This window comes from Bacillus sp. FSL R5-0397 (assembly GCF_038593395.1).
Classification (GTDB): Bacteria; Bacillota; Bacilli; order Bacillales; family Bacillaceae; genus Bacillus; species Bacillus altitudinis.
On sequence record NZ_CP151992.1, the window covers coordinates 2337828 to 2362611 of the forward strand.

Annotated in this window: 26 protein-coding genes and 1 pseudogene; 6 read left to right on the forward strand and 21 right to left on the reverse strand. The window is 41.2% G+C overall.

Annotated features, from left to right (window positions below):
- Positions 1–88: 88 nt before the first annotated feature.
- A complete protein-coding gene (locus NSQ70_RS11990) occupies positions 89–1258 on the reverse strand; it encodes an acyl-CoA dehydrogenase family protein (protein WP_047946479.1) in 1170 nt (389 codons plus the stop codon).
- 120 nt (positions 1259–1378) lie between these two features.
- Between NSQ70_RS11990 and NSQ70_RS11995 the strand changes: the two genes are divergently transcribed.
- The 4 genes from NSQ70_RS11995 to NSQ70_RS12010 are packed head-to-tail and all read left to right on the forward strand — an operon-like array spanning position 1379 to position 4445.
- Complete coding sequence (locus tag NSQ70_RS11995) at positions 1379–2167, forward strand: amino acid ABC transporter ATP-binding protein (protein ID WP_277687658.1); 789 nt, start codon at positions 1379–1381, stop codon at positions 2165–2167.
- The gene (locus tag NSQ70_RS12000) at positions 2164–3024 is read left to right on the forward strand and encodes an amino acid ABC transporter substrate-binding protein (protein ID WP_342502177.1); all 861 of its coding nucleotides are present in this window, start codon (positions 2164–2166) and stop codon (positions 3022–3024) included. The genes NSQ70_RS11995 and NSQ70_RS12000 overlap by 4 nt, the downstream gene beginning before the upstream one ends.
- On the forward strand, positions 3021–3719 hold the full coding sequence (locus NSQ70_RS12005) for an amino acid ABC transporter permease (RefSeq protein WP_342502178.1): 699 nt from the start codon (positions 3021–3023) through the stop codon (positions 3717–3719). Before NSQ70_RS12000 ends, NSQ70_RS12005 begins: the two co-directional genes overlap by 4 nt.
- A 12-nt stretch (positions 3720–3731) precedes the next feature.
- Entirely contained in the window at positions 3732–4445 is a 714-nt protein-coding gene (locus tag NSQ70_RS12010) for an amino acid ABC transporter permease (protein ID WP_008342619.1), read from the forward strand.
- A gap of 40 nt (positions 4446–4485) precedes the next feature.
- Here the strand turns inward: NSQ70_RS12010 and NSQ70_RS12015 are convergent, their stop codons facing one another.
- The 5 genes from NSQ70_RS12015 to NSQ70_RS12035 all read right to left on the reverse strand — a co-directional run bounded on the left by NSQ70_RS12015 (position 4486) and on the right by NSQ70_RS12035 (position 10458).
- Entirely contained in the window at positions 4486–5526 is a 1041-nt protein-coding gene (locus tag NSQ70_RS12015) for a 2,3-butanediol dehydrogenase (RefSeq protein ID WP_058336599.1), read from the reverse strand.
- A gap of 70 nt (positions 5527–5596) precedes the next feature.
- On the reverse strand, positions 5597–6817 hold the full coding sequence (locus NSQ70_RS12020) for an MFS transporter (protein WP_342502179.1): 1221 nt from the start codon (positions 6815–6817) through the stop codon (positions 5597–5599).
- A gap of 371 nt (positions 6818–7188) precedes the next feature.
- Entirely contained in the window at positions 7189–7938 is a 750-nt protein-coding gene (locus NSQ70_RS12025; protein ID WP_025207689.1) for a glucose 1-dehydrogenase, read from the reverse strand.
- Between the two features lie 277 nt (positions 7939–8215).
- On the reverse strand, positions 8216–9430 hold the full coding sequence (fdhA, locus tag NSQ70_RS12030) for a formaldehyde dehydrogenase, glutathione-independent (RefSeq protein ID WP_017367682.1): 1215 nt from the start codon (positions 9428–9430) through the stop codon (positions 8216–8218).
- 425 nt (positions 9431–9855) lie between these two features.
- Positions 9856–10458: a methyltransferase domain-containing protein gene (locus tag NSQ70_RS12035; protein ID WP_081114971.1), complete on the reverse strand. Its 603-nt coding sequence runs from the start codon at positions 10456–10458 to the stop codon at positions 9856–9858.
- 318 nt (positions 10459–10776) lie between these two features.
- Here NSQ70_RS12035 and NSQ70_RS12040 point away from each other — a divergent pair.
- A pseudogene (locus NSQ70_RS12040) lies at positions 10777–10851 on the forward strand (YjcZ family sporulation protein); the annotation flags it as partial.
- 43 nt (positions 10852–10894) lie between these two features.
- Here the strand turns inward: NSQ70_RS12040 and NSQ70_RS12045 are convergent.
- The 7 genes from NSQ70_RS12045 to NSQ70_RS12075 all read right to left on the reverse strand — a co-directional run bounded on the left by NSQ70_RS12045 (position 10895) and on the right by NSQ70_RS12075 (position 15773).
- Complete coding sequence (locus NSQ70_RS12045; RefSeq protein ID WP_223255651.1) at positions 10895–11050, reverse strand: hypothetical protein; 156 nt, start codon at positions 11048–11050, stop codon at positions 10895–10897.
- A 165-nt stretch (positions 11051–11215) separates the two neighbouring features.
- Positions 11216–11350, reverse strand: coding sequence for a YrzI family small protein (locus NSQ70_RS12050; protein WP_008342648.1), 135 nt, complete (start codon positions 11348–11350; stop codon positions 11216–11218).
- A gap of 647 nt (positions 11351–11997) precedes the next feature.
- The gene (locus NSQ70_RS12055; RefSeq protein ID WP_061420905.1) at positions 11998–12228 is read right to left on the reverse strand and encodes a YrhC family protein; all 231 of its coding nucleotides are present in this window, start codon (positions 12226–12228) and stop codon (positions 11998–12000) included.
- A 72-nt stretch (positions 12229–12300) separates the two neighbouring features.
- Complete coding sequence (locus tag NSQ70_RS12060) at positions 12301–13449, reverse strand: bifunctional cystathionine gamma-lyase/homocysteine desulfhydrase (RefSeq protein ID WP_039167115.1); 1149 nt, start codon at positions 13447–13449, stop codon at positions 12301–12303.
- 1 nt (position 13450) lies between these two features.
- Positions 13451–14374: a cysteine synthase family protein gene (locus tag NSQ70_RS12065; protein ID WP_007501427.1), complete on the reverse strand. Its 924-nt coding sequence runs from the start codon at positions 14372–14374 to the stop codon at positions 13451–13453.
- Positions 14375–14420: 46 nt separating this feature from the next.
- Positions 14421–15116, reverse strand: coding sequence for a 5'-methylthioadenosine/S-adenosylhomocysteine nucleosidase (gene mtnN / locus NSQ70_RS12070; protein ID WP_039167112.1), 696 nt, complete (start codon positions 15114–15116; stop codon positions 14421–14423).
- A gap of 15 nt (positions 15117–15131) precedes the next feature.
- Positions 15132–15773 carry a class I SAM-dependent methyltransferase gene (locus NSQ70_RS12075; protein WP_041506826.1) on the reverse strand — a complete coding sequence of 214 codons (642 nt, stop codon included), beginning with the start codon at positions 15771–15773 and terminating at the stop codon, positions 15132–15134.
- A 187-nt stretch (positions 15774–15960) separates the two neighbouring features.
- On the opposite strand from NSQ70_RS12075, the gene NSQ70_RS12080 reads away from it, so the two are divergent.
- Positions 15961–16167, forward strand: a complete 207-nt coding sequence (locus NSQ70_RS12080; protein ID WP_024718362.1) for a YrzA family protein — start codon at positions 15961–15963, stop codon at positions 16165–16167.
- 141 nt (positions 16168–16308) lie between these two features.
- On the opposite strand, the gene NSQ70_RS12085 is transcribed toward NSQ70_RS12080, so the two are convergent.
- From NSQ70_RS12085 to mltG, 8 genes are all read right to left on the reverse strand, one after another.
- Positions 16309–16974, reverse strand: a complete 666-nt coding sequence (locus NSQ70_RS12085) for a YrrS family protein (RefSeq protein WP_017367687.1) — start codon at positions 16972–16974, stop codon at positions 16309–16311.
- Between the two features lie 67 nt (positions 16975–17041).
- A complete protein-coding gene (locus tag NSQ70_RS12090) occupies positions 17042–18784 on the reverse strand; it encodes a penicillin-binding protein 2 (RefSeq protein WP_342502180.1) in 1743 nt (580 codons plus the stop codon).
- Between the two features lie 50 nt (positions 18785–18834).
- On the reverse strand, positions 18835–19308 hold the full coding sequence (greA, locus tag NSQ70_RS12095; RefSeq protein WP_007501433.1) for a transcription elongation factor GreA: 474 nt from the start codon (positions 19306–19308) through the stop codon (positions 18835–18837).
- A 648-nt stretch (positions 19309–19956) separates the two neighbouring features.
- Entirely contained in the window at positions 19957–20589 is a 633-nt protein-coding gene (gene udk / locus NSQ70_RS12100; RefSeq protein WP_007501435.1) for a uridine kinase, read from the reverse strand.
- A 7-nt stretch (positions 20590–20596) separates the two neighbouring features.
- Positions 20597–21865, reverse strand: coding sequence for a U32 family peptidase (locus NSQ70_RS12105; RefSeq protein ID WP_017358097.1), 1269 nt, complete (start codon positions 21863–21865; stop codon positions 20597–20599).
- A 20-nt stretch (positions 21866–21885) separates the two neighbouring features.
- Positions 21886–22815, reverse strand: a complete 930-nt coding sequence (locus NSQ70_RS12110) for a peptidase U32 family protein (RefSeq protein ID WP_039167102.1) — start codon at positions 22813–22815, stop codon at positions 21886–21888.
- Positions 22812–23477, reverse strand: a complete 666-nt coding sequence (locus NSQ70_RS12115; RefSeq protein ID WP_008342672.1) for an O-methyltransferase — start codon at positions 23475–23477, stop codon at positions 22812–22814. Before NSQ70_RS12115 ends, NSQ70_RS12110 begins: the two co-directional genes overlap by 4 nt.
- Positions 23478–23689: 212 nt before the next feature.
- Positions 23690–24772, reverse strand: coding sequence for an endolytic transglycosylase MltG (gene mltG / locus NSQ70_RS12120; RefSeq protein ID WP_024718365.1), 1083 nt, complete (start codon positions 24770–24772; stop codon positions 23690–23692).
- Positions 24773–24784 lie beyond the last annotated feature (12 nt).

The following is a 24784-nucleotide window of genomic DNA, read 5'->3' on the forward strand; positions in this document are numbered from 1 at the left end:
AATCGATTGTAGCATGCTGACTGATCAGAAATAAGAGCCGCTCGTCCTCTTTTTCAATAAAAAAAGCCGGTTTTATCCGGCTTTCTGTTTATTGTACGTTCAATTTTTTCTCTTCAATCGCTTGCTTTGCAATTTTCGAAATCGTCATATCGTCCATTGGCGGGTTATGAAGGCCAGCACGAATGTCTCGATAGTAACGTTGAAGCGGGCAGCTAAGGCTTAAGCTTTTTGCACCGACTAAACGCATGGCTTTATCGACCACTTGCAGACTATCATTGACGACTGTATGCTTCACAGCACCGAATTCATTGATTAACAGCTCTCTTTTCTCTGGCTGCTCATACAATGTTGTCGTTGAATAGATGACATGGCGTGCTTGCTTTAGTAGTAAATCAATTTCGCCAATCAGTGTTTGGACATTTGGCAGTTCGCTAATCGTTCCGCTAATACTGTTCGGTGAATGGGTGATGGCATACTGAACAGCATAGTCTCTTGCCGCTTGTGCAATCCCTAAATAGCAGGAAGGAATATGTGCGATCCAAGGGTTTAACGTACCGCCCCGAGGTCCTTTTTGCACTTCAACCAACATGTCATCTGGAACTTCCACATGATCTAGAATTAAATCATGGCTCTCTGTTCCTCTCATGCCAACAACATCCCACGTTTCTTCTATAGAAACACCTTTTGTATCACGGTGAATTAAGAAGAAGCCCATCGCTTCTTTTTCTTCGATCCATACACCGACGAGAAAATATGTGAGTGCTGGTGACATCGTTGTGAATGTTTTCCTGCCGCTGATCACCCATTGATCTCCTGATCTCGTTGCAGTTGTTCCAGGTTTGCCTCCTCTTGTTGGACTACCTGTCTGCGCTTCACTGACAGCCCGGTTCACAAGAGCCCCATTTTTGATTTCTTCAGCAAAAAATTGCAGCTGCTTCTCATTCCATAGTTTCTTTTCATAAATTTCACCAACAACTCCTTGGTGCCAGCCGATCGATAAGGCAGTTGCTCCATCCATACTTCCTAGTGTTTCTTGAAAAAGGACCATATCCTTTACAGATTGACCCCCGCCCCCGTACTCAACAGGCAGAGACAACGTTGTATAGCCCAGTTCTACTAATGATTTGATATTCTGTTTAGGAAAATAGGCACCCTCATCATGTTCTTTTGCAGATTGTTCGATCGTTTCACGAAGGGATTCTAGTTGATCTAGCCAATTTTTTTGAAAATCTGTATCGACAAATAATGCTTTAGACAAAACGTATCCAACTCCTCTGTTTCTCGCAATCTATCATATCCGATTTATCCAATAGGTATTATTAAAACACACTTTACTTATAGGATTTAATGTGTTAAATTTTATCAATATTAAGTACATATGTCAAAGGAACGTGATGCTTTTATGATTTCTGCTACTAATCTACATAAATCCTATGGGTCAACTCATGTGTTAAAAGGAATTGATTTCACCGTACAAGAAGGTGAAGTGGTCGCCATTATTGGACCGAGCGGATCAGGAAAAACAACCCTTCTCCGCAGTTTAAACAGCCTTGATATCCCAGACAAAGGAACGCTGACAGTTGGAGAAGCCACGATTCAATTTGAACAATTTCGAAAAAAAGATCTTCTAAAACTCAGACAGCAATCGTCTATGGTGTTTCAGCATTATCACTTGTTTCAAAATAAACGAGCACTTGAAAACATCACAGAAGGATTGATTGTGTCTCAAAACATGTCTAAAAAAGAGGCGGAAAAAATCGGAGAGCAATTGTTAACGCGAATTGGGCTGCTTCATAAAAAAGATGCGTTTCCAAGTGAATTATCCGGCGGTCAACAGCAGCGGATTGGGATTGCCCGTGCTCTTGCCATGAATCCTGCGGTGCTTTTGTTTGATGAACCAACGTCTGCACTAGACCCAGAGATGGTCGGAGAAATCCTTGAAATGATGAAAGATATTGCGAGCCAAGGAATGACGATGGTCATTGTGACGCATGAAATCTCGTTTGCAAAGGATGTAGCGGATACAGTGATCTTTATGGCAGATGGGGAAATCGTTGAAAAAGGCTCACCAGAAGACGTCCTGATGAAGCCTCAGCATGAACGGACGAAACAATTTTTATCAAGAATTCATCGCGGGATGTGGCAAGGATTGGAGGAAGACAGATGAAGCGCAAGACTTTATTCACTGCCGCTAGTATCCTTCTGTTTCTCCCCTCTCTCATTGGCTGCAGCAGTGTGAAAACGACAACAGATGATGGCAGACAAATTGTCAAAGTCGCACTAAGCGCAGAAGTCAATCCGCCTTTTTTAGCCACAAATGACCGCAACGAGCCGATTGGCTATAACATCGATTATTTAAATGAAGTCGAGAAACGTTTGCCACACATTCATTTTGATTATATCTTTGGCGAGGAAGAATCCAATTTAATTGGGATCGGCGCTGGGAAATTTGAAATGGCGGCTAATTGGTTTTTTAGTAATCCTGAACGTGAAAAACGCTTTCTTTATCCTAAGGTTCCATACGGCTATTCGATGACAGGTTTAATTGTAAATGAATCAGAGCAAGATATTGAATCTCTAGACGATATGACATCAAAAAAGCTCGCTCCCGTCAGTCCTAGCGGCGGCCTTCGTTCCATATTAAATCAATATAATGAAGAAAATGATCGGAAAATTCCGCTCACGACCATTGAAAGCCCTTCAAACGAACTCAATTTAAAACGAGTCGAAAGTGGACGGTCCGATGCGGCTTTTATGAATATTTCGACCTTTGATACGATTCAAAAACATCTTCACCTGAAAGTCAAAGTGGGCGGCATTGTCTCAAAGGAACCTATTTATCTTGTCTTACAGCCTAGTCAAAAGAAACTAGCATCACAATTGGACCGAGTGACACAAGAGATGATAGAAGACGGAACATTACCTGACCTTGCGAAGAAATGGTTTGGCGTTGATTTCTTTCAAGATATTGACTATATATCAGAGCAAGGCTATCAATATGAAGAAAGGAAAGAAGTGCCATGATGTTTACAGCTGGAGATTGGTTAAGAATCTTTTTACAGGTGGTTGATCGCCTGCCACTCACATTTCTGATGATTGTGGTGTCATTGTTTTTTGCCATCATCATCGGATTGCTGTTTGCTTGCATTCGAATCAAACAAATTCAAGTGCTGAAACAATTGGCGGTCATTTATTTGTCATTTACACGAAGTACACCGCTCATTGTTCAGTTATTTCTGATTTATTTTGGCCTGCCTCAGCTTTTACTCATGGCCGGAATTCAAATCAATCATTGGGATCGTGTGTTATTTGTGATGATCACATTCTCGTTACATACGGGCGCTTATTTATCTGAAGTCTTTCGCAGTGCATATTCCTCTGTTGGGAAAGATCAGCTTGAAGCAGCTTACATTGTTGGGATGACAGATACGCAGGCATTAATGAGGATCATTATTCCGCAAGCCTTTCTCATTGCACTTCCGAACCTCGGAAATTACACCATTGATCTCGTGAAAGATACCGCCATTGCATTTACAATCGGACTCATTGATATGATGGGACAGGTCAAAATCATCCTAGGTAATAACTACGGGATAGGGATGTTTGAAGTGTACGTCATCATTGCAATTGTGTATTGGCTGATTTGCATCAGTATTGAACTGATCACGATGCTACTGGAAAGAAAATTTGTGAAAGGCCGCACCAGCCTGTCACGCTAAGGAGGCGATTTGATGCAAACCATTGATATATCATTTGCGATTGACCAAATACCACATATTCTAAAAGGCGTTCCCTTTACCTTATTGATTGCACTTGTTTCTATGGCTGTGAGCCTTTTGATTGGATCTGTTTTTGCTTTCATTCGCCTCTTTCGTATCCCTGTGCTCCGCCAGCTGGTCACGCTCTATGTCTCATTTTTTAGAGGAACACCTCTCATTGTTCAGTTGTTTGCTTTCTTTTATGGCATTCCATTTGTTCTGACCAAAATGAATAGCACTTTTGGGTTGACCTTTCACCCGGATATGGTCTCCCCGCTTACCGTTGCCCTTATCACCTTCAGCCTGCATTCAGCCGCACATTTAACAGAAGTGGTCCGCAGCGCACTCCTTGCGGTAGACAGAGGGCAGCTTGAAGCGGCGAAAATCGTTGGCATGACCACCAGACAGGCGATGATTCGCATTATTTTACCGCAAGCGTTTGTGGTTGCCCTGCCAAACCTTGGGAATCAGCTCATTCAGCTGTTAAAAGCCACATCCCTTTCGTTTACAATTGGTGTACTGGAAATCATGGGGATTTCTCGCATCATTGCAAATGACGGCTACAAATTTTTAGAAACGTATCTTGTCTCTGCTTTGATCTATTGGATGCTTAGTATTTTCTTTGAACTCGCTTTTGCTTTGTTAGAGAAACGAGTCAGCGTGTACGGAAAATCTCTTGGACGTTAAAAAAAGAGAACGGCATCTGCCATTCTCTTTATCGTCCTACTTATTCAGCACTGACTAAAATTTTCACTTGATCTTTTTCATTGATTAATGCATGGAAGCCATCTTCGATCACATCGTCCAGCTTGATTTTCTTCGTGACGAGTGTATCTGCAGAGAAATAGCCTTTTCTCATTAAGTTTAATACAGATGGGAAAACATCTCTGTAGCCGATGATTCCTTTGACTGTACGTTCTTTAATGACAATGTCATTCGGCATAATTTCTGCGCCTTTTTCCCAAATGCTTACAATGACTGTTTCACCTGAAATTCTAGTTGATTGGATTGCTTGCTTCAATACAACAGGTACACCTGTCACTTCAAAAGAAACATCGACTCCACCATTTGTACGGCGTGAGATTTCTTGAACAACATCTTCATACTGAGAAGGATCTACAATGATCGCTCCAAGTTCTTTTGCTTTTTCTTGGCGCTCTTTTGATAATTCCACTGCATAAATGTCAGTAGCACCAGCTGCTTTTAATGCTTCAATGACAAGTAAACCGATTGGTCCACAGCCAAACACAGCTGCTGTATCCCCAGCTTGCACTTTACTAGAACGAACCGCATATAAAGCAACTGCAGAAGGTTCAACAAGTGCACCTTGCTCATATGAAATTTCGTCTGGTAACAAATGAAGTAATTCTTCATCGACAGATACATATTCAGAGAATCCTCCACCGCCACCAGCAAGTCCTAAGAAGCCCATGTTTTCATCTAAGTTGTAAGCACCTTGGTGCCCGTGAGTTGCAAAAATAGGTTCAACAACCACTCGATCGCCTACTTTGTAATTACTCACGCCTTCTCCAACTTCTACAATTTCACCAGAGAACTCGTGTCCCAGTGTAATGGGTGCTTTTTCTTTTGTAAGTGGATGAGGTTCGTTCACAGGAATGAAGATCGGTCCGCCTAAATATTCATGTAAATCACTACCACAAATGCCGCACCATTTTACTTTCAGTTTCACTTTTCCTGGAGCAACTGTTGGTTCGTCAATTTCCTCTAGTCGAATGTCCTTTTGATCGTGCCAGCGTAGTGCTTTCATTTGTAAGACTCCTTTTCTCATCAATTTAATTAACTTACTTAAATAATGATAACATAATTTTTTTAATTTTCTAAGTAAGATGCACTATTTTTTTGACAGTCAATGGACGAAAAATGACAAAACATAGCAACAGACAAATAAGAAACATACATAGGCTGCCAATCATGACAGAAGTACGTATCGATAAAACATGCGCCAATGCGCCGCATATTCCTGTCATCATCATCGTCAGAACAGCTTCACATAACGCATAAAAACTTGCCACTCTCCCCATAACCTCTACCGGGATATTCGTTTGATAAAAAGTCATAAAACCGGTGTTTGCAAATGCTAAAAAGAAAGCGAGAACAAAAAAGCCAGCTGCTGCGACAGTCAATGTGCTTGAAAAAGCATAGATCAAGTATCCAAAAGCCACAAACAAACTTCCCGCACCAAGCATCACTGAGATAGGCAGCCTTTCGACAATGACCGTATTAAGACATGCCCCTGCGATAATCCCTGCTCCAGCTACACTGACAAGAAACCCATATTCGGTATTGGTCAACATCAGCACTTCCTTTGCAAAAGCTGCTTCAAGTGAGTCAATCGCAGTCGGTAGCACCGTGATGGCGGCACTAAATAATAAATACACGGCCATCACTTGCCGGGATGTGAGACTGAAATGAAGTACAAGTTTTGCATCTTCCTTTAATACTGAGAGAGAAAAGCCTTTTTGTGCCCCGGCTGCTTTTGACAAAGTCGGTAAACACATCGTCAAAACAGCAGATATCAAAAGGCAGATTGCATTTACATAAATTGAAAGGACTGGTGTACCAATGAGAAAAAGCAACCCTGCTACGGCGGGTCCGAGTAAAAATCCACCAGACTGAAGCAAAGATCGAATGGCATTAAACCGTTTTCGTTTATCCGCCGGGATTAGTGCTGTCATATACACCATCGAAGCTGGATGAAACATGGCTTGTGCCATATGAATGAGAAATAGCATCACATATACGATCAATAAGTGGCCTGAAAATAAGGCAAAGGGTAAACAAGCAATCAGAATGGCCCGGCATAAATCTAGACTGATCATGACATTCCGCTGATTCAGTCTATCTATTAAACTACCAGACCAGCTATTTGTTAAAAGAGCCGAGACAGGTCTTAACATATAGACGGCTGTTACAGCAAGAACGGAGCCCGTTTCCTGAAAAATCAGCAGATGGAGAGCAATCATATAAATCCATTCTCCTATGTTCGCAATACCAATCGCTCCAAGTAACATGCTCATATCCCGCCAATGTTTTTTCATCGTGGTGCCCTCCTTTTTGTCATAAAAAAATCCCGCCCCCAAGACATTTCTGTCTTGAGGACGGGATTGACTCCGCGTTGCCACCTCAGTTCATTCACCTGTTACCAGATGAACCTTAGCAGGTTATCGCTAACCCTTCTCTATAACGGGAGAATGCCGCTGCATCACCATCACAATGAATCCGGTGCAGAGCTAAGAGGCTTGGTTCTGTAACGCTTCCCAGCTCCTTCTCAGCTTCACGGAGTTCTCTGTGTGAGGCAGCCATTACATACTCTTCTCTATTTGCGCTTTATCTTTTTTTCATCACGATCTTCAGCTGAATTGTTCTATATTGTACTGCGCCTCCGTCAAGGCGTCAATATTTTTTCATGTTAATCCGCATAAATCATTTTTCTAGTCATGCCGCCATCAACAACCAAATCGGTTCCTGTCACAAATTGATTGTCTTCATCTGTTAAATAAAAACAAGCTTTGACAATATCCTTTGGCGTTCCTACTCGATTAGAAAGGTGCTGCTGATGGTCAATTTCTCGCAGGCTTTTCTCATCCTTCGTTTCAATCCATCCAGGGGAAATGCTGTTTACTGTTATGTGATCCTGACTAAAAGAAGCAGCCAGCGCATGAGTAAGTGCTGATATCCCGCCTTTTGATGCAGCATACGCTTCTGTATGAGGCTCTGACATGGTCGCACGGGTAGATGAAATATTCACAATGGAACCGCCGTTTGGATTCTCTTTGATATAACGTGCCGCTTCCCTTGCACATAAAAAAGCACCTCGTAGGTTTGTATGCAGCACATGATCAAACTCATCAACCGTTAGCTCATAAGGCGATTTTGTACACATAACCCCTGCATTATTGATGAGAATATCGATCGTTTGATAACGAGCCACAGCAGCCGACATGATGTCTTGAATATCCTTCTCTTGTTTCACATCCGTCTTTTTAAAAAAAGCCTCAAAGGACTCCTTTTTCAGCTGATCTTCCAAGCGCTTGCCCTTCTCTTCGTCAATATCCGCAAGCACAACACGCGCCCCTTCTTTCGCATAGCCATACGCGATCGACTCACCAATTCCATTGGCTGCGCCAGTGATGACAACTGTTTTATTGTGAAAGTTCATCGTTTATCCTATCCTTTCTCTCATGAGATGTTGTCGTCTATCATACCACTCATGTATACACGATACCTAGTCAACTTATTGAACCATGCCAATCAATTACTTCACCATTAGGCCCTAATAAAGCAAGTGAGGCACTTTTTAATACTTGTTATCTTCATAATCTTTTATGATGATTGTGCTTTTAGCATGAAATGCATCAGAAATAGCAACACCTTTTTATATTTAAAAACACAAAAAACTTACAGGAAAAATCCTGTAAGTTTTTTTCGATGGATCATTATTTAGAAATCATGCCATGCGGGTCAATCACAAATTTCTTCGCCACACCCGAATCAAAATCGCTATATCCTTTAGGGGCTTGATCAAGGGAAATGACGGTTGCATTAACGGCTTTGGCGATTTGTGCCCTTCCGCTTAAAATAGATTTCATCAAGCTGCGGTGATATTGCATGACAGGGGTTTGGCCTGTCACAAAAGTATGGGCTTTGGCCCAGCCAAGTCCAATTCGCACTTTCAGAGATCCAACTTTTGCATCTTCATCCACAGCACCTGGATCTTCTGTGACGTAAAGTCCTGGAATTCCAAGCTTACCGCCAACTTTGGTAATATCCATAATTGTATTTAAAACGGTGGCTGGTGCTTCTCCTTGATCTCCATGACCTGAAGCTTCAAAACCGACACAATCGACCGCACAGTCGACTTCTGGCTCCCCAAGGATGTTTGTCATTTGTTCACCGATTCGATCATGTTTTCGTAAATTAATCGTTTCGCAGCCAAAGCTTCTCGCCTGTTCGAGCCTTTGTTCATTGAGATCGCCGACGATGACAGCAGAAGCGCCAAGGAGCTGAGCGGAATGCGCTGCTGCAAGACCTACTGGCCCTGCACCAGCAATATAGACAGTAGAGCCTGGTTTTACGCCAGCCGAATACGCACCATGAAAACCTGTCGGGAAAATATCGGAAAGCATCGTCAAATCAAGTATTTTCTCCATCGCCTGATCTTTGTCCGGAAATTTAAGCAGCTGGAAATCAGCATATGGCACCATGACGTACTCTGATTGGCCGCCAACCCATCCGCCCATATCTACATAACCATAAGCTGAGCCAGGTCGATCCGGGTTCACATTTAAACACACATGGGTTTTTTGTTCCTTACACATGACGCAACGGCCACAGGCAATATTAAACGGAACTGATACGAGATCACCCTTTTGGATAAACTCTACATCTCGTCCAACTTCAACGACTTCACCAGTAATTTCATGACCAAGGACAAGTCCTTCAGGCGCAGTTGTGCGCCCTCTTACCATATGCTGGTCGCTCCCGCAAATGTTTGTTGTCACCACTTTTAAAATGACGCCATGCTCACACTTACGTCCAACATTGGCTTTAGGTACACCAGGGCCATCCCTTAAAACCAAATCAGGGTATCCAATATCCTCAACTGCTACATTTCCTGCTCCTTTGTAAACGACACCTTTGTTTCCCGACATGTTTTCATTCCTCCCTTTTTGTTTAAAAATGAAGTCTCTCCAAAATTCTCTCTTTCTCGGGCTTTTTCCTTCTTTTAACCGCACATTGACTCAAAAAATAAGTGACAAATGTCTATCTAGGAGAGAAAAATGTATTTTCCAGTCAAATAAAAAAGAAAATATTGAAAAAAAAGCTAAACATTTGCAGAACATTGTCGATATAAGGAATAAGCCAGACAGGTATCCTTAATCGACAAACAAATTCCTTATATATACTATCATTCCTTACACACCTGGCTGGCCCCTACATATGAAATGAATGCAAAAGACTCTTCTTGTGAAGAGTCTTTTTTATTGATGAATGATCAATTCCCACATGCAAAAAAGGCCCTTCTGGCGAAGAGCCTTTTTTTGAGTGCTTGTTCATTACCTGGGAAATATTTTCATCATTTTAAGGCTTTGATACAGATGTATGTATCATAATGGTAAACAGAGACGTCTCTAAAGTGATACGCTGAAAAAAGACAGCTGATGTCTTCTTCACTGTACGTTGAAAGAGACTGCGAGCGTTTTTGTTCCTTCATTAGTTCCTGCTTTTGAAAAGATAAGAATACTTCTCCATCCACTTGAAGAACACGATATACCTCTTTCATGACTTGTTCGATATCTGGCAAGTAATAGATGGTCTGCACTGTGAACAATTTATTGAATGATCTGTCTTCAAAAGGTAATTTCTCAGCTTTTCCAAGTGTGATAACGGCTTTTTCCTGCTCGACAAGCCTCTTATGTTTTCTTTTCGCGTATTTTACCATATGACGCGAAGCATCGATTCCATATACTTTTCCTCGATCAAGTTTTTCCGCTACTTTAGATAATGTCATACCTCTTCCAGTACCAATTTCTAAAATCCGGTCGTTTTCTTGTATATTTAAGAGTTGAATCGTCCATTGATTGATATTATGATGATTTTTTTCCATATAGCGGGCAACCCATTTTGAGAACAAGCCCTTTGGTTCCCTCATTTGTTTTCCAATCCAGCTTTGAATCAATGTCAACACCTGCTTTGCACCAGTAAATAAAACTATTTACGAATTTTCTTACTTTTCATATCGGCTCTCGCCTAACAAAAGTTAAGACCTAGTCCTAATTTCTTTGTCTTTTATTAGACGGCACCTTTTCTGAAAATGTTTCGCACGTAATGAAAAATATTTAAACAAATAGGCATTTTCATTAATTGTGCTCAGATTGATTTCGTTTTCTGCATGAGCTGCATATTTTATGAATGTATCTTGATTAGATAAAGGTGGTGCTAGATTATGGGCTTTGGCGGTTATTCTGGAGGCTACTGCGGTGGCTACGGTGGCGGTTTTGCAGGCGGATTCGCATTGCTTGTTGTACTGTTCATTTTGTTAATCATCATCGGTGCAAGCTGGATTTGCTAATGTAAAAGGAGCAGGAAACGATAACGTTTCCTGCTCCTTTTCTTTAATACCAATAAGTTGGATAATTGTACATATAGCGTCTGAGCATTTCTTCTTGCTCTCTTTGCATTCTGTATGGATTGCCGTATCCGTGCTTTAAAGAATGCGGAATAGACGCATACCCGTGCCCCACTGACGGAAACCTCATATATGGTGACATCGACATTCATTGATCACCTCACAATCTCCTTTTACGGTTATCATATGTGCAGGTGATCAATGTGGAGCGTGTCTAAACCTGGTCCTTCTCCCTTGTATAACAATCAAGCATTGCAAGCATCATAAACATGTCAATCTCCTCCTTTTCATGTTTTTATTGTCCTTTTTAGTTCATGTACTTTAGTTGTTTCTGCTTCATTTCTTCATAAAACGTTTCGACTTGTTGTTCATAAAGAACGGTTTCAATGTCCTTGTATTTACGTTGGATCGTCAAAGTAATAAAAAATAAATGGATTGTCATATACGCTCACCTCCCTTCAGTTCGCAGCACGCGAAATAGCCCGCAGATCTTCTTTATCAGTTGACCTGCGGGCACACAAAAATGCAGATCAAAAGACAGTGTCTTCTAACCTGCGATGGATGATACGTGAAATCCTCGTTTACTTAAACAGTTTTGTAGCGTGAACCGTAAAAGGTAAAGGAAGGACACGAGCTCTTCCACAGGCTGATGACATGATGAAATTGGTTGTTGAATTGATCACAAGTAGATACGAATAACATATTCTTCAGCCTCCTTTACGTTTTTAATTACTTTGTAAGTATATCCAGCAAGCACCATTTTGTAAACCTGTTTTTAGTAAATTAGATGATTTTTGTGTGTTTGACTAAATTTCTACAGTGATTCTTGTCCGATTATCCAGTGCAATTAAAAAAAGTTTCCTCATCACATGAGGAAACTTCAGACTGTTGACAAAGGGCTAAAATGAACTTGATTTTAGCCCTTTGTCTTCTTTTCAGCGTGATAGAAAACCTTTGAATTCTAGGAAGGACGAGTACCGGCGCGGAGCGAATTTGACATTCGTGAGCACCGGCACACAGGACTGACAAAGAATGCGAGGGTTTGTCTACACGCTGAAAGTCTCCTCATCATATGAGGAGACTTTTTGCTTAATCTTCATCTAGTTCTTGTAGCTTTTTTTGAAAAAAGATCGCACGTTTCACGCAAAGGAAAGCAGCCAATAGGAAAACACAATCAACTGCCATCATCAGCATTTTTGGTGATGCTTCTATGTGCTGATTCGGTAAAATCGTACCAATATATAAAAAGGTGCTGACAGCAAGCAAAATAAAAGCGTATTGCTTGTAATCTGTCACTAAACCATCCCACTTTTTCTTCACTTGATTCACCTTCCCGTTATCAATGTCTATTGATAGCTTACCATAGTGAGAGAAAGTGAGGGGCATGTAAATCTATCCATTCGTTACTGCGTCGAGCCCTTGTTCAATATCATGTAATAAGTCATCAATATCCTCAATACCGACAGAAATACGGATTAATCCATCTGTGATGCCAAGCTCTTCTCTGCGCTCTTTTGGAATAGATGCATGGGTCATGCGAGCAGGAACAGAGATTAAACTTTCAACCGCCCCTAGGCTTTCTGCGATTGTAAACAATTTCAATTGGCTTAAAAACACGTCGACATTTTCTTCTTTTCCAATATCAAAAGAAATCATACCGCCAAAGCCTGTTGCTTGAGTTTTTGCAAGCTCATGACCTGGGTGAGCGCTTAAACCTGGGTAATAGACACGTGTAATCGCAGGATGCTGTTCTAAAAACTCAGCGATTTTCTGCGCGTTTTGTTGATGTGCTTCCATTCTTAGTCCGAGCGTTTTCATTCCTCGCATTAGAAGCCACGCATCTTGCGGTCCAAGAATACCGCCTGTAGAGTTTTGAACAAAGTGCAATTCTTCACCAAGCTCTTCAGTAGCTGTCACGACAAGTCCGCCCACCACATCACTATGGCCGCCTAAATATTTTGTGGCACTGTGCAAGACAATGTCAGCCCCATTTGAAATCGGCTTTTGAAAATATGGGGTAAAAAACGTATTATCGACAATCATCAAGATGCCAGCTTCTTTTGTGATCCGGCTTATGGCTTGTAGATCGGTCATTTTCAGCAATGGATTGGTTGGTGATTCAATATAGACGGCTTTTGTTTCTGGTAAAATTGCTTTTTTCACCGCTTCAGGATCACTTGTGTCTACAAATGTGGCTTTAATGCCAATCCGGTTGAGCACCTTTGTCATCACACGATAGGTTCCGCCGTACACGTCGTCAGTCAGTACGATATGATCTCCGCTGTTAAACAGCATCATCACAGCTGTAATTGCAGCCATCCCTGAACCGAATGCATAGCCGTTTGCCCCGCCTTCAAGATCACGAATGACTGTTTCCAGTGCTGTTCTTGTTGGATTCGCAGTTCTGGAATATTCATATCCAGTGTGCTCGCCTGCTTTAGGCTGCTTATAGGTGCTGACTTGGTAAATAGGAACCGACACCGCTCCTGTTTTTTCATCACCAGTGATTCCACTATGAATCATCATTGTTTTTGGCTTCATTTTATTTTCCTCCCTCATAAATACCTTTACTTAGATAACGTTCACTGCTATCAGGAAAAATAGTGACGATCACCGTCCCAGGTGATGCCTTTTTCGCTTCCTCTAAAGCGGCAAATAGAGCGGCTCCAGACGAGCTTCCGATCAGAACACCTTCCTTTTCAGCTGCTTCTTTCACCATTCGGAAAGCATCATCGTCACTGACGGTATAAATCTCGTCAAATAAAGTCGATTCCATATAATCTGGAATAAATTCAAGGCCAATTCCTTCCGTTCTATGCGGTCCCGGCTTTCCGCCATTTAAAATAGATCCTTCTGGTTCCACGATCACTGTTTTTAGCGCTTCTTTTTGCTCTTTTAAATAGGCAGCACAGCCTTGAAACGTTCCGCCAGAGCCCGCTCCTGCTACAAACACGTCTATGTTTCCCTGGAGGTCAGACCATATTTCTGGCCCAAGCGTTTTATAGTAAGTCAATGGATTTACTTGGTTTTTAAATTGTAAGACACAATAAGCATTGTCAAGGCTTGCCTCTAGTTCAAGGGCTCGATCAATCGCACCCTTCATCCCATCTTTTCTTGGTGTATGAATAATCTCTGCACCAAGCGCCTTCATGAGCTGTTGTTTCTCTTGACTAAAATGTTCTGGTACACAGAAGATCGGATGCAATTGATGTTTTCTTGCACTTAGCGCAAGCCCGATGCCTGTGTTTCCTGCAGTTGCTTCAATAATGGTTCCGCCTGGGCGCAGTTTGCCCGATGCCAGCGCTTCTTTAATCAGCATATCACCTAAGCGATCCTTAATACTTCCGCCTGGGTTCATCATTTCAAGTTTTGCATAAACGTCAACACCTGCCGGCACACCCATCCCTGACAGTTTTAAAAGCGGTGTGTGGCCGATTAATTCCGTAATATCATGTATGACAGCCATATAAATCCCTTCCTTTGTATGGAAAAGAAGGGGGAAACCCCTTCTTTTATTGTGTTTGCTTTATCATACGCAGGACAAGGTCTGTTGAGTGAATCGCTGCTTGCTCTAGAAATTGATCAAAAGAGATATTGGATTCTTTCCCAGCAATATCTGACAACGCTCGAACGACCACAAATGGCGTTTCAAATAGATGACAAACTTGCGCAACTGCTGCTGCCTCCATTTCCACTGCATACAGCTCTGGAAATTTCTCTCTCACAAACGCGACACGACTAGGATCATCCATAAATGAATCTCCTGTTGCAATCGTTCCTTTTGCCACTTGAATATGATCGATTTCTGAAGCAGATTCCTCTGCCAGCTTCACAAGCTGATCATCTGCGATGAAAGCAGCTGGTAATCCTGGCACTTGTCCATATTCGTAATTAAAGATCGTCACGTCCACATCATGATGTCTAACATCTGTAGAGATGACAATATCACCTACATTTAATGAGTGATGGAAACCGCCAGCTGATCCCGTATTGATCACATAATCTGGCTGAAAGCGGTCAAGCAGAAGTGTTGTGCTGACCGCTGCATTTACTTTTCCAATCCCTGATTTTAATAAAATCACTTCTTTATCTTCATAAACACCTGTTGTAAATTCACACCCAGCGATGTTTTCTTGTGTGGCATTCTTTAGTTGGTCTCTTAAAATCGTCACTTCTTCTTCCATTGCACCTATCACTGCGATTTTCAAATCAAAAACATCCTTTCATTCCCTTTTCTTCGCTTCTACGATCCACACAAAATCATTCATTTGATGAAAAGATGTGCTAAAACCTTCTTCTTCAAAGATTTGCTTTAACACACCTATGGATGGATAATATTCCGTTTCTAAATCCTCTGCAAGCTGATCGAACCCAGCGGCTTTCGCTTTGTTCGTTGCAGCTTGATGTGCTGCTTGATTTTGAAACATTGTATCAGCAAAGACTATTTTACCACCTGAGGGAAGGATGTTGCCATAGGTGTGGATGGCTTGTTTTTTTTCTTCGTCCGTTAAATGATGGAAAGCATATGAACTGACGATCGTATCAGGCTCAAAAGGTGGGGCTGGAAACGATAAAAAATCTCCGTCATGAAATACATTTGGTATTCCTTTTTGAAGAGCCGCTTTCTTCATGGCCTCTGAAGGTTCAACACCAAACACTTTCTTATCTGCTTGAAGCAGTGCCGCCGTTAGGTTTCCTGTGCCGCTTCCAAACTCAATGACATGTTGACCTGCACGGCGAGTAATCTCTTTTAGAATGGCCGGATACCGGCGAAACACTTCTTTATACTGCTCGTCATGACCACTTACAGTGTCATCATAAGATTCAGCCCAATGATCAAATAAAGAAAGAAACTCACGTCCCATTTTTCTTTCCCTCCACTTTATCTATTTATTCCTATCTGTATAGTATGTTTTATTCCGTCGAACAGTTCCTATCCTACCACATCTTCTGATTCTTTCCTACTAAAAAATACTGAGTGGGGTAGAAAAATATTTGCCCTTTTGAATGGGAGAGATTATGATGAATCTAGAGCATGGAGGGATGAATGAAATGGATTTTCAACTGGATTTTTTAAAGGACAAAATTGAATTTTTTGAAGCAACGTCTTTAAAAGAACTTGAACAAAAGATCCAAAAACAAATTGAACATAATCAGGCGATCTTGCTGACTGTTCATTCTGTGAGTCATCAAACGACTGTCATTGATGATAAGATTTTGTATACAGCAGTTGTTCATTTTAAAGCGAATGTCTCATAAAAAAAGATCAGCGTGTAGGCAGTCAGGTCTGTGCGCCGGTGCTAGTCCTTCCTAGACTGCAAAGGTTTTCTATCACGCTGAAAAGAAGAAAAAGGCTAAAATGAAGTTCATTTTAGCCTTTTTGCATGCATCTTTTTTATTTTATTTTAATTTTTCAACCTTCACAGGTTTCCAGCCTTTTTCGTCCACCCACGTAATTTCTACACGGTAGCGTTCACCTGTTGATTTATCACGGATGGTTCCTTTTGCATCTTGAGGTCCTCCGTTATTTCCTAACCAAATAACAGTCATTTGATCTTCTGAGATCCCTGTCGCATAGGACATGGCTTTGATCATTTCTTTCCAGTCTTTTGAGTTAGCATCATAGGTTGCTGTATGTGATCCCGATTGCTCTGTTCCTACAGGCTCCCAGTTATCGTTTTCATATGTTTTGTCTACGTCACTTGTTTTACCACCATCTGTTTCTGTGGCATCTTTTAACGCATCTTTGTTTGGCTCTTCTTCATCATCTGTTTTCTTTGTATCGTCTTTTTTGTCAGATGAATCGTCTTTTTTCGCATCCGCATCATCGGATGTATCTTTCTTTTGATCTTTCACATCTTCTTCTGAGTTTTGTTTATTTTCACTCGATGCCGGTGCTGTTTTGGATGGTTCGTCTGCTACATTTGTATCTTTCGGTTTATTAAAAATTAACAAACTCGATGCGACAACCAAAATAAGCACCACAACGATACCAATTAATATGTTAAGCACCATATTCGCCTTTCTGCGCTTATCACGATGTTCAAATCGAGAATTTCTACTCAAAATCTCTGCACTCCTTTGCCTCTGTTCCCTAAGTCGTTACTATTCTAACATGACATGAAGGGATGTTCTATGTCTGTTTCTTTTCAATTTCATTGACCTTTTTTACAATATCATAAAACGCTTCATTTGTCTTAGCCCGGCCACTTGCCTCATCAAGGTGAACAACGACGAGAGCGTATGTTGGTTTTTCTGCCGGAAAGTATCCGGCAAACCACTTGTGATAAAGTGGATTCCCCTGTTTATCTTTGCTGCCGGTTTGGGCAGTGCCTGATTTCCCTGCTATATGGAACGGCAGGTCTTGAAATCTTCTTCCTGTTCCTTTGTCAGACGTCACCACCTGCCTTAAGTACTTTTGCAAGGTTTGAGCTGTATAGCGGTCAATACTGTCACCATCAGGTCGTTTGTTTTGAAAGGATAGCATCGTTGTTCCGTTTTGATACATCACTTTATCTGCAATCCTCACTTCTTTTCGTTCTCCACCCCTTGCAATCGTTGCCATCATATTGGCAATTTGTAAGGGGGTTGTTTTGACATTTTTTTGACCAATCGCCGTTTGCGCAATGGCTTTTTTGACATGCTTGTCTCTTTTATCTCCCCACACACTACCTGTTTCTTCACGATCAAACTGTTTGAATTGTTGCTTATGGTATACATCCCCTTCCCAGCCGGCTCGATCCACAAGCCCAAGCTTTGAAGCTGTCTTTTCAAGAATTTGATCATCTGTTTGGATGAGCTGCTCAGCGAGTGTCGCAAATGTATAATTACAGCTTTGCGCAAAGCTTTCAGACAGATTCAGTACTTCCTGCTTTCCTTCTGGCTCTCCATATAAATTCTTTCGACAATCATACATCGTTTGTGGCTGGTTCAAGTTTTTTTCAATCGCTGCGGCAAGTACGACTGTTTTAAATACAGAACCGGGAGCCATTGCGGTCAGCATGTAGTTTCTTGCCTCATGCCGGTTTTTGCTGGTCACATTTGGAACACTCGCCATCGCCAGCACACTGCTATTTTGAATGTCGAGCAGAACCGCTCCGCCTTTTTCAACACCTTGTGCTTTGAGAACATTCTCCATTTCCCTTTGCATGTCTTCGTCTATGGTTGTCTGCACTTGCAGCGGATAAAACGAATGAGCTTCTGCTGTATATTTGACGTCCATCCCAAACAAAGGGTTTCCCCTTCCGTCCACATGATATAACAATTTTGTGTCTTGCTCTGGTAATAGAAATTCGTCAAATGTACTTTCCAAACCGAATGTACCGATCTCAGTGCGGATTGAAAGCTCTTTTTTGTCCGGATAACGTTTTCTCAAGAGTTCTGGATTCTCGCTTGTGAAACCTAATGTGTGGAGGGCAAGTCTTTTTTTGTCCTTCTCTTTCATATATACGCCGTAAACACCTGAATATTTCATATCATTGATGTCTTTTAGCTTTTTTTTCGTGATATCATCTTTTAAAATGAGTGGTTTCTTCGTTTCTGTCAGCTGGCTCTTCAATTCATCTTCTTCCATCTCAAGTATAGAAGCGGTTTGCTTTAAGTGAGGGAGGTCATATTGCAGGAAAGGAAATATGATGACCGCAGGCTCTTCTTTTGTGAGAAGTGCCTCGCCGTTTCGATCTAAAAATTCACCGCGTCCGTCTGAAATGACTACTTCTTCTGTCCGCTGCCTGACACTTTCTTGGATCAAATTAATATCCAGCTTTGAAAAAGATTCTGTGAAAAACAACTGAATTTCCGCTAGTCTAAATAGGAGACCGAGCAATAAGATAAAAATAATGACACCTGTCCATTGGATTCTTCTTGTTTTCAGCATAAAAACACCTCGTCCCTATTGTGGACGAGGTGTTTATCGTATAAACGTAATTATGAAATTTTTACAATTTGGACGAACATTTCTCCGCCAGGTGTTTGAACCGTGACTTTGTCGTCTACTTGTTTGCCTAAAAGGCTTTTTGCAATTGGTGAATCGTTTGAAATTTTGCCTTCAAACGGATCAGCTTCTGCACTTCCTACAATCGTATAAGACTCTTCTTCACCGTCCGGTAATTCAACGAATGTCACCGTTTTACCGAGTGAAACAATATTTGAGTTACCTTCATCTTCAATAATTTTGGCATTACGAATCATATTATCAAGCGTTGTAATACGACCTTCTACAAACGCTTGCTCTTCTTTAGCAGAATCATATTCCGAGTTTTCAGAGAGGTCTCCAAAACTTCTAGCGATTTTAATACGCTCTACAACCTCTTTACGTTTAACCGTTTTCAAATATTCAAGCTCTTCTTCTAATTTGCGCTTTCCTTCTTCTGTCATTGGAAATACTTTCTCTTGTGCCATGAATCATTCACTCCTTCTATTAATCCTCATCATACAAGCTTTCTGCATGTGAGTGACGACTGAAATATACAAGAATGAGGACATATTCCGGCCCTCATTCCTTCTGTCCCATATTCGTAAAAGTCCATCTTACATGGCGTCCCTTTTAGATGCAACTATTATGCCTTTTTATTAGGCAGGAACAGCAGCGGTCTCATGATGATATATTATCTTCATCGCACAAACTGTGGAAAGGCACAGGAAGCTCCTGTACCTCGTTCGGCCATTTCGATCATATGTAGAAGAATAGCTTATCCATTCTCCATCTTCCAATACATAATATGGTCAGTGTACGATATGTCTATGCTATATTATTACAAAATTGCATTTTGATCAAGAATTGTTTGAAAATTTGTGATGATTTGTTTGTCGTTTTTTTAATATACTTTTACAAATCAGGAATAACTGAAACTTTCAGCATCCCATCGTGATTTTCCTGTCTCCATTTCGCAGCATTGTTTTCCTATCATATCAAATCTTTTATTCAGAGGACTGCTTCTTACAATGCTCACCGATGATTTCGGACTAGCCATTACTAAAGTATTGACTACAAGAGCAGGATGTTGAAAAGACCTTTACGTCGTAAAGGTCTTTGTTCTTCTCCACCATTTACTCTCCGCGGTTTTGAAGAATCGTTTGAATTTTTGTGACCATGAGGTCAATGGCCACATGGTTTTGTCCACCTTCTGGAATGATGATATCCGCGTATCGTTTTGACGGTTCAATGAATTGATTGTGCATCGGTCTGACGACAGATACATATTGTTCAATCACGGAATCAATCGATCTGCCTCTTTCTTTCGTATCACGTAAAATACGGCGAATGATCCGAAGATCTGCATCTGTATCCACATACAGTTTAATATCCATTAAGTTTCTTAGACGTTCGTTTTCAAGGGCGAAGATTCCTTCAACGATGATGACATCCTTTGGTTCAACATGTACCGTCTCTTCTGAACGTGTGTTTAGTTTAAAATCATAAATTGGTTTTTCAATGGACTCGTACTTTAGCAGCGCTTCTACATGCTCAATCATCAGGTCATTGTCAAATGCAAGCGGATGATCATAGTTTGTCAGCAGGCGCTCTTCAAAGGGCATATGACTTTGATTTTTATAATATAAATCTTGCTGAAGCATGAGGATTGAATGTCCTTTAAATTTTTCGTAAATGGAATTGGTGACGCTCGTTTTACCTGAACCCGAGCCGCCAGCGATTCCAATCACCACTGGTTTTTTCCCCATGTGCCGGTTATTTCCCCTTTCTCATCATGTTGCTAGGGTATACTTTTTGATCAAGCTTAAATTTCACAATTTGCAGTGGATGACGAGCGGCATCGAGTTCGTTCCCTTTTTCGTCCCAAATCGTCTCAATCTTGCATGTGAAATTTTCAATTTCTGGACCGAAAAATTCAACTTCGTCGCCAGCTTTAAAGAAATTACGCTGCTGTAATGTGACAATTTGTTCTTGTTCATCATAATGAAGTACAAGACCGACGAAATCAAAGGTCGTTTTCTTTCCGTGAATGCCAAACATTTGTTCATCCGTTCCTGGTACACCTTCAAAAAAGGCAGGAGCCGTGTCACGGTTGGCACATTTGTCTAATTCATCGAGCCATTCTTGTTGAATGACGAAATTGTCTGGATCCGCACAGTAAGCATCAATGACTTTACGATAGACACTGACAACTGTTGCTACATAATGAATGGACTTCATTCGTCCTTCGATCTTTAAGCTATCAATTCCCATTTCGATCATTTGCGGTATGGATTCGATGAGTTTTAAATCTTTTGGACTCATCGCAAATGGTGCGTCTTCTTCACCGAATAAAGGCGCTTCCTCAGAGCCTTCTAGTTTATAAAGATCATAATCCCAGCGGCAAGATTGGCAGCAGCCTCCGCGGTTTGAATCTCTCGCTGTCATATGGTTACTGAGCACGCAGCGGCCAGAATAAGCAATACACATCGCCCCGTGAATGAACGTTTCAATTTCAATATCCACTTTTTCTTTCATTTCTTTAATCTCTAGGGCGCTTGTTTCACGTGCAAGGACCACACGCTCAAGCCCCTCTTCCTTCCAAAACTGCACCGCTTTCCAATTCGAAAGAGACTGCTGTGTGCTCAAGTGAACTTCAAGCTTTGGAGCTACTCGTTTGCATGTTTCAATGATGAGTGGATCAGCGACAATAATTCCCGCTACACCGGCTCCTTCAATCCCTTGAAGATATTCTTCCAGCCCGTCCATGTTTTCGTTGTGGGCGAAAATATTCGTTGTCACATAAATGCGAGCACCGTATTTGTTCGCAAATGCGACACCTTCTGCCATTTCTTCGATTGAAAAGTTATCTGCATTTGAACGAAGTCCAAATTCTTTCCCACCAATAAAAACAGCGTCTGCTCCATAATGCACAGCAATTTTTAGTTTTTCTAAGTTACCTGCTGGCGCTAGCAGTTCTGGTTTTTTTGTAATGACACGTTTTCCATCGATCACTTCAGAAATTCCATCTTTTAAAAGTGCCATTTCCTCTGCCTCCTTTTATCTTAATAAACCGTTTCTTTAAAGAAGAACCCTGTATCGATTGAACGATTGACAGGCTGGATCTCTTCAATACGCTCCACCCATTCATCTTTCTGATCTTCATAGGCTTCCTTATCAGTCACTAGTAAATCAATGGCTTTTCGATAGAGGGATGTCACCTCTGTCATATAAGAAAGTGACTTTAAAATTCCGTCAATTTTAAATGAGTCAATGCCTGCGTCAACAAATTCTTCTAATTCATCAATCATACATACATCATTTGGACTCATAATGTGTGTGCCATTTTCATCCTCAAAAATAGGATATTTGTTTTGACGCTCCTGGTCGTGAAGGAATAGACCTTCTTCCATATTTCTGCCTTCCACGTCCATTTGTTTGCCTTGATATTCAAAATAGTTGCCAACAAGTGTCCGTTTGGATTGGAACATACAGGTCATGCCGTGGACTTGAATTTCAATCTCCACTTCGGCGTTTTCTTTGATATCAATCACGCTATCCATATTGAGTTCTTTGGCAAGAACAGCACGTGTTGCGCCTTTTCTGCCCCAGTAGTTACAAGTGTAATAGTTTGTCCCAGTTGTTTCTGTACTCCAGTGCAGATTCAAGTTGACACCTGTTTCTTTTGCGGCCATGATCACGGCCGGATCTCCAAAAACGACACCATCCACGTTTAACCCATCGAGAAAGGTTAAATAATCTCCAAGCAGTGCCACACGGTCATTATGAAAAATCGCATTCATGGCGACATATACTTTTTTGTGATGTGCATGTGCAAGTCGAACCGTTTGTTTCACATCTTCTCTTGAAAACTCACCTGCAAGACGGATTCCATATGTTTGTTCACCTATTAAAAATGCGTCAGCACCCGCTTCAATGAGCGGCAGTACATCCGACACCTTGCTTGGCGTCACAAGCAATTCTGGTTTTTTCATGATTGGTCACCTCTTTTTGTACTAATAGCGATCCCATCTCCAACCGGAATGATACACGTTTGGTAGTCAGGATTTGACATCAGCCATTGATTGTATCGATCAATTTTGCCTATTAATTGTTTTTTTCGTTTATCTTCAATTTCTTCTTCATAATTTGTCGCAACTAAGCCTTTAAATAATACGTTGTCTGTAATAATCATTCCGTCATCGGACAGCATCGGTTCAAACAGCTCAAAAAAGCGTTGATACTGACCTTTTGCCGCATCAATGAAGATCACATCATAGGGCGCCATCGTCTGAACCGTTTTAGCTGATTCGATCGCATCGCCAAAAAACACGTGAATTCTATCTTTGAAATGCAATTCTTCAATATTCCGTGTCGCTTCCTCATAACGTTTCGCATTTCGCTCAATCGTATAGATTTCAGCATCTGGCAGAGCTTCTGCCATTCGAATCGCTGAATAGCCAATCGCTGTCCCAACCTCAAGAATCTTCTTCGGTTTTTTCAAAGAAAGCAGCTGCAATAACAGTTCAATGCTCACCTTTTCCATGATTGGCACATGATGCTCTTTCGCATACTCCTCTAATTGAGCGATGGCATCAGGACTCGGCTCAATTAAATCTTCAATATAATCATTTATTTGATCATCTTCGATTGTCATTATATGTCTAGCTCCTTCATGACCTGAAAAAGAAGAGTCCTGCCTGCTGCAGCTCTCTTTCTCGTCAATCTTTCGTTCATCTAAGTAAAAACAACCCGATATATTTTACCACAAAGATGTGGTAATTGCGAACCTATAAAATGGATATAACAACGAAAAAAACTGCAGGCAATTTCACCATTGTCTACAGTCTTTTTCCTTTCACATGAGCGCTAGTTGCTGCCTGTGATGTATTTCGCTTTCGCTTTGTTGTGCTCATTTAACGTTTTCGTAAAGACGACTTCCCCATTTTTCTTTGCTAGGAAGTAAACAAAATCTGTTTTCTCTGGATGGAGTGCTGCTTTCCAAGAAGATTCTCCAGCATTGGCAATAGGTCCAGGCGGCAGTCCTTTGTTGGTATACGTATTATAAGGTGATTTCACTTTTAAATCTTTGTAATAAACACGGGACTTATGCTCGCCAAGCGCATAAAGAACGGTTGGATCTGTTTGAAGCGGCATGTCCTTTTTCAACCGGTTATAAAACACACTTGAGATTTTTGACCGGTCTGTTTTTTCGGTTGCTTCCATTTCTATCAGGGATGCCATCGTTAGGACATCATGGATGGACATCTTTCTCTTTTTCATGTCCTTTTCATACGTTTTCACATATTGATCTGTTTGTTTAATCATCGTGTCAATGATGGTTTCAAGTGATTCATCCTCACGATAAAACGGATACGTCGCCGGGAATAAATATCCCTCTAACGGATGCTTGACCTGTTTCCCGTTCACTTGTGATGTCACCGTTTTCGGGTATTTTTTCATCAATTTTTTAATAAAGGCTGGATCATCCAGCTTCGCTTCAACTTCCTTCGCTGAAAAATTCGTCTGGTTTGCGATAATAGTTGCAATATCAGACAACTGTTTCCCTTCAGGTATCACAAGCTGAAATGCGTAATCTGTCCCGCCAGATGTCAGCTTTTGAATTAGCTGATCCGCATCCATTGTTTGTTTGAGATGAAAATAGCCCGCTTTAAAGCCTGACGCTTTTTTGTACTTTGCATAGTAAGTGAAAATCGTGTCATTTGAAATCAGCTCATTTTCTTTTAAAATGCTCGCAATTCCGCTGACAGATGTCCCATTTGGAATATGAATATTAATGGTTTGTTTGCTTTTTTGATCGACCGGCCCGAGTGCTGATTTTACATATAAAAAACCTGATAATGCTGCAATGATGATCACAGCAAGTACAGATAACAGGACGATCCCCATTTTTCGTTTAAAAAATGGTCGTTTCTTTTGTTCTGAAAACATGCATGGCCCTCC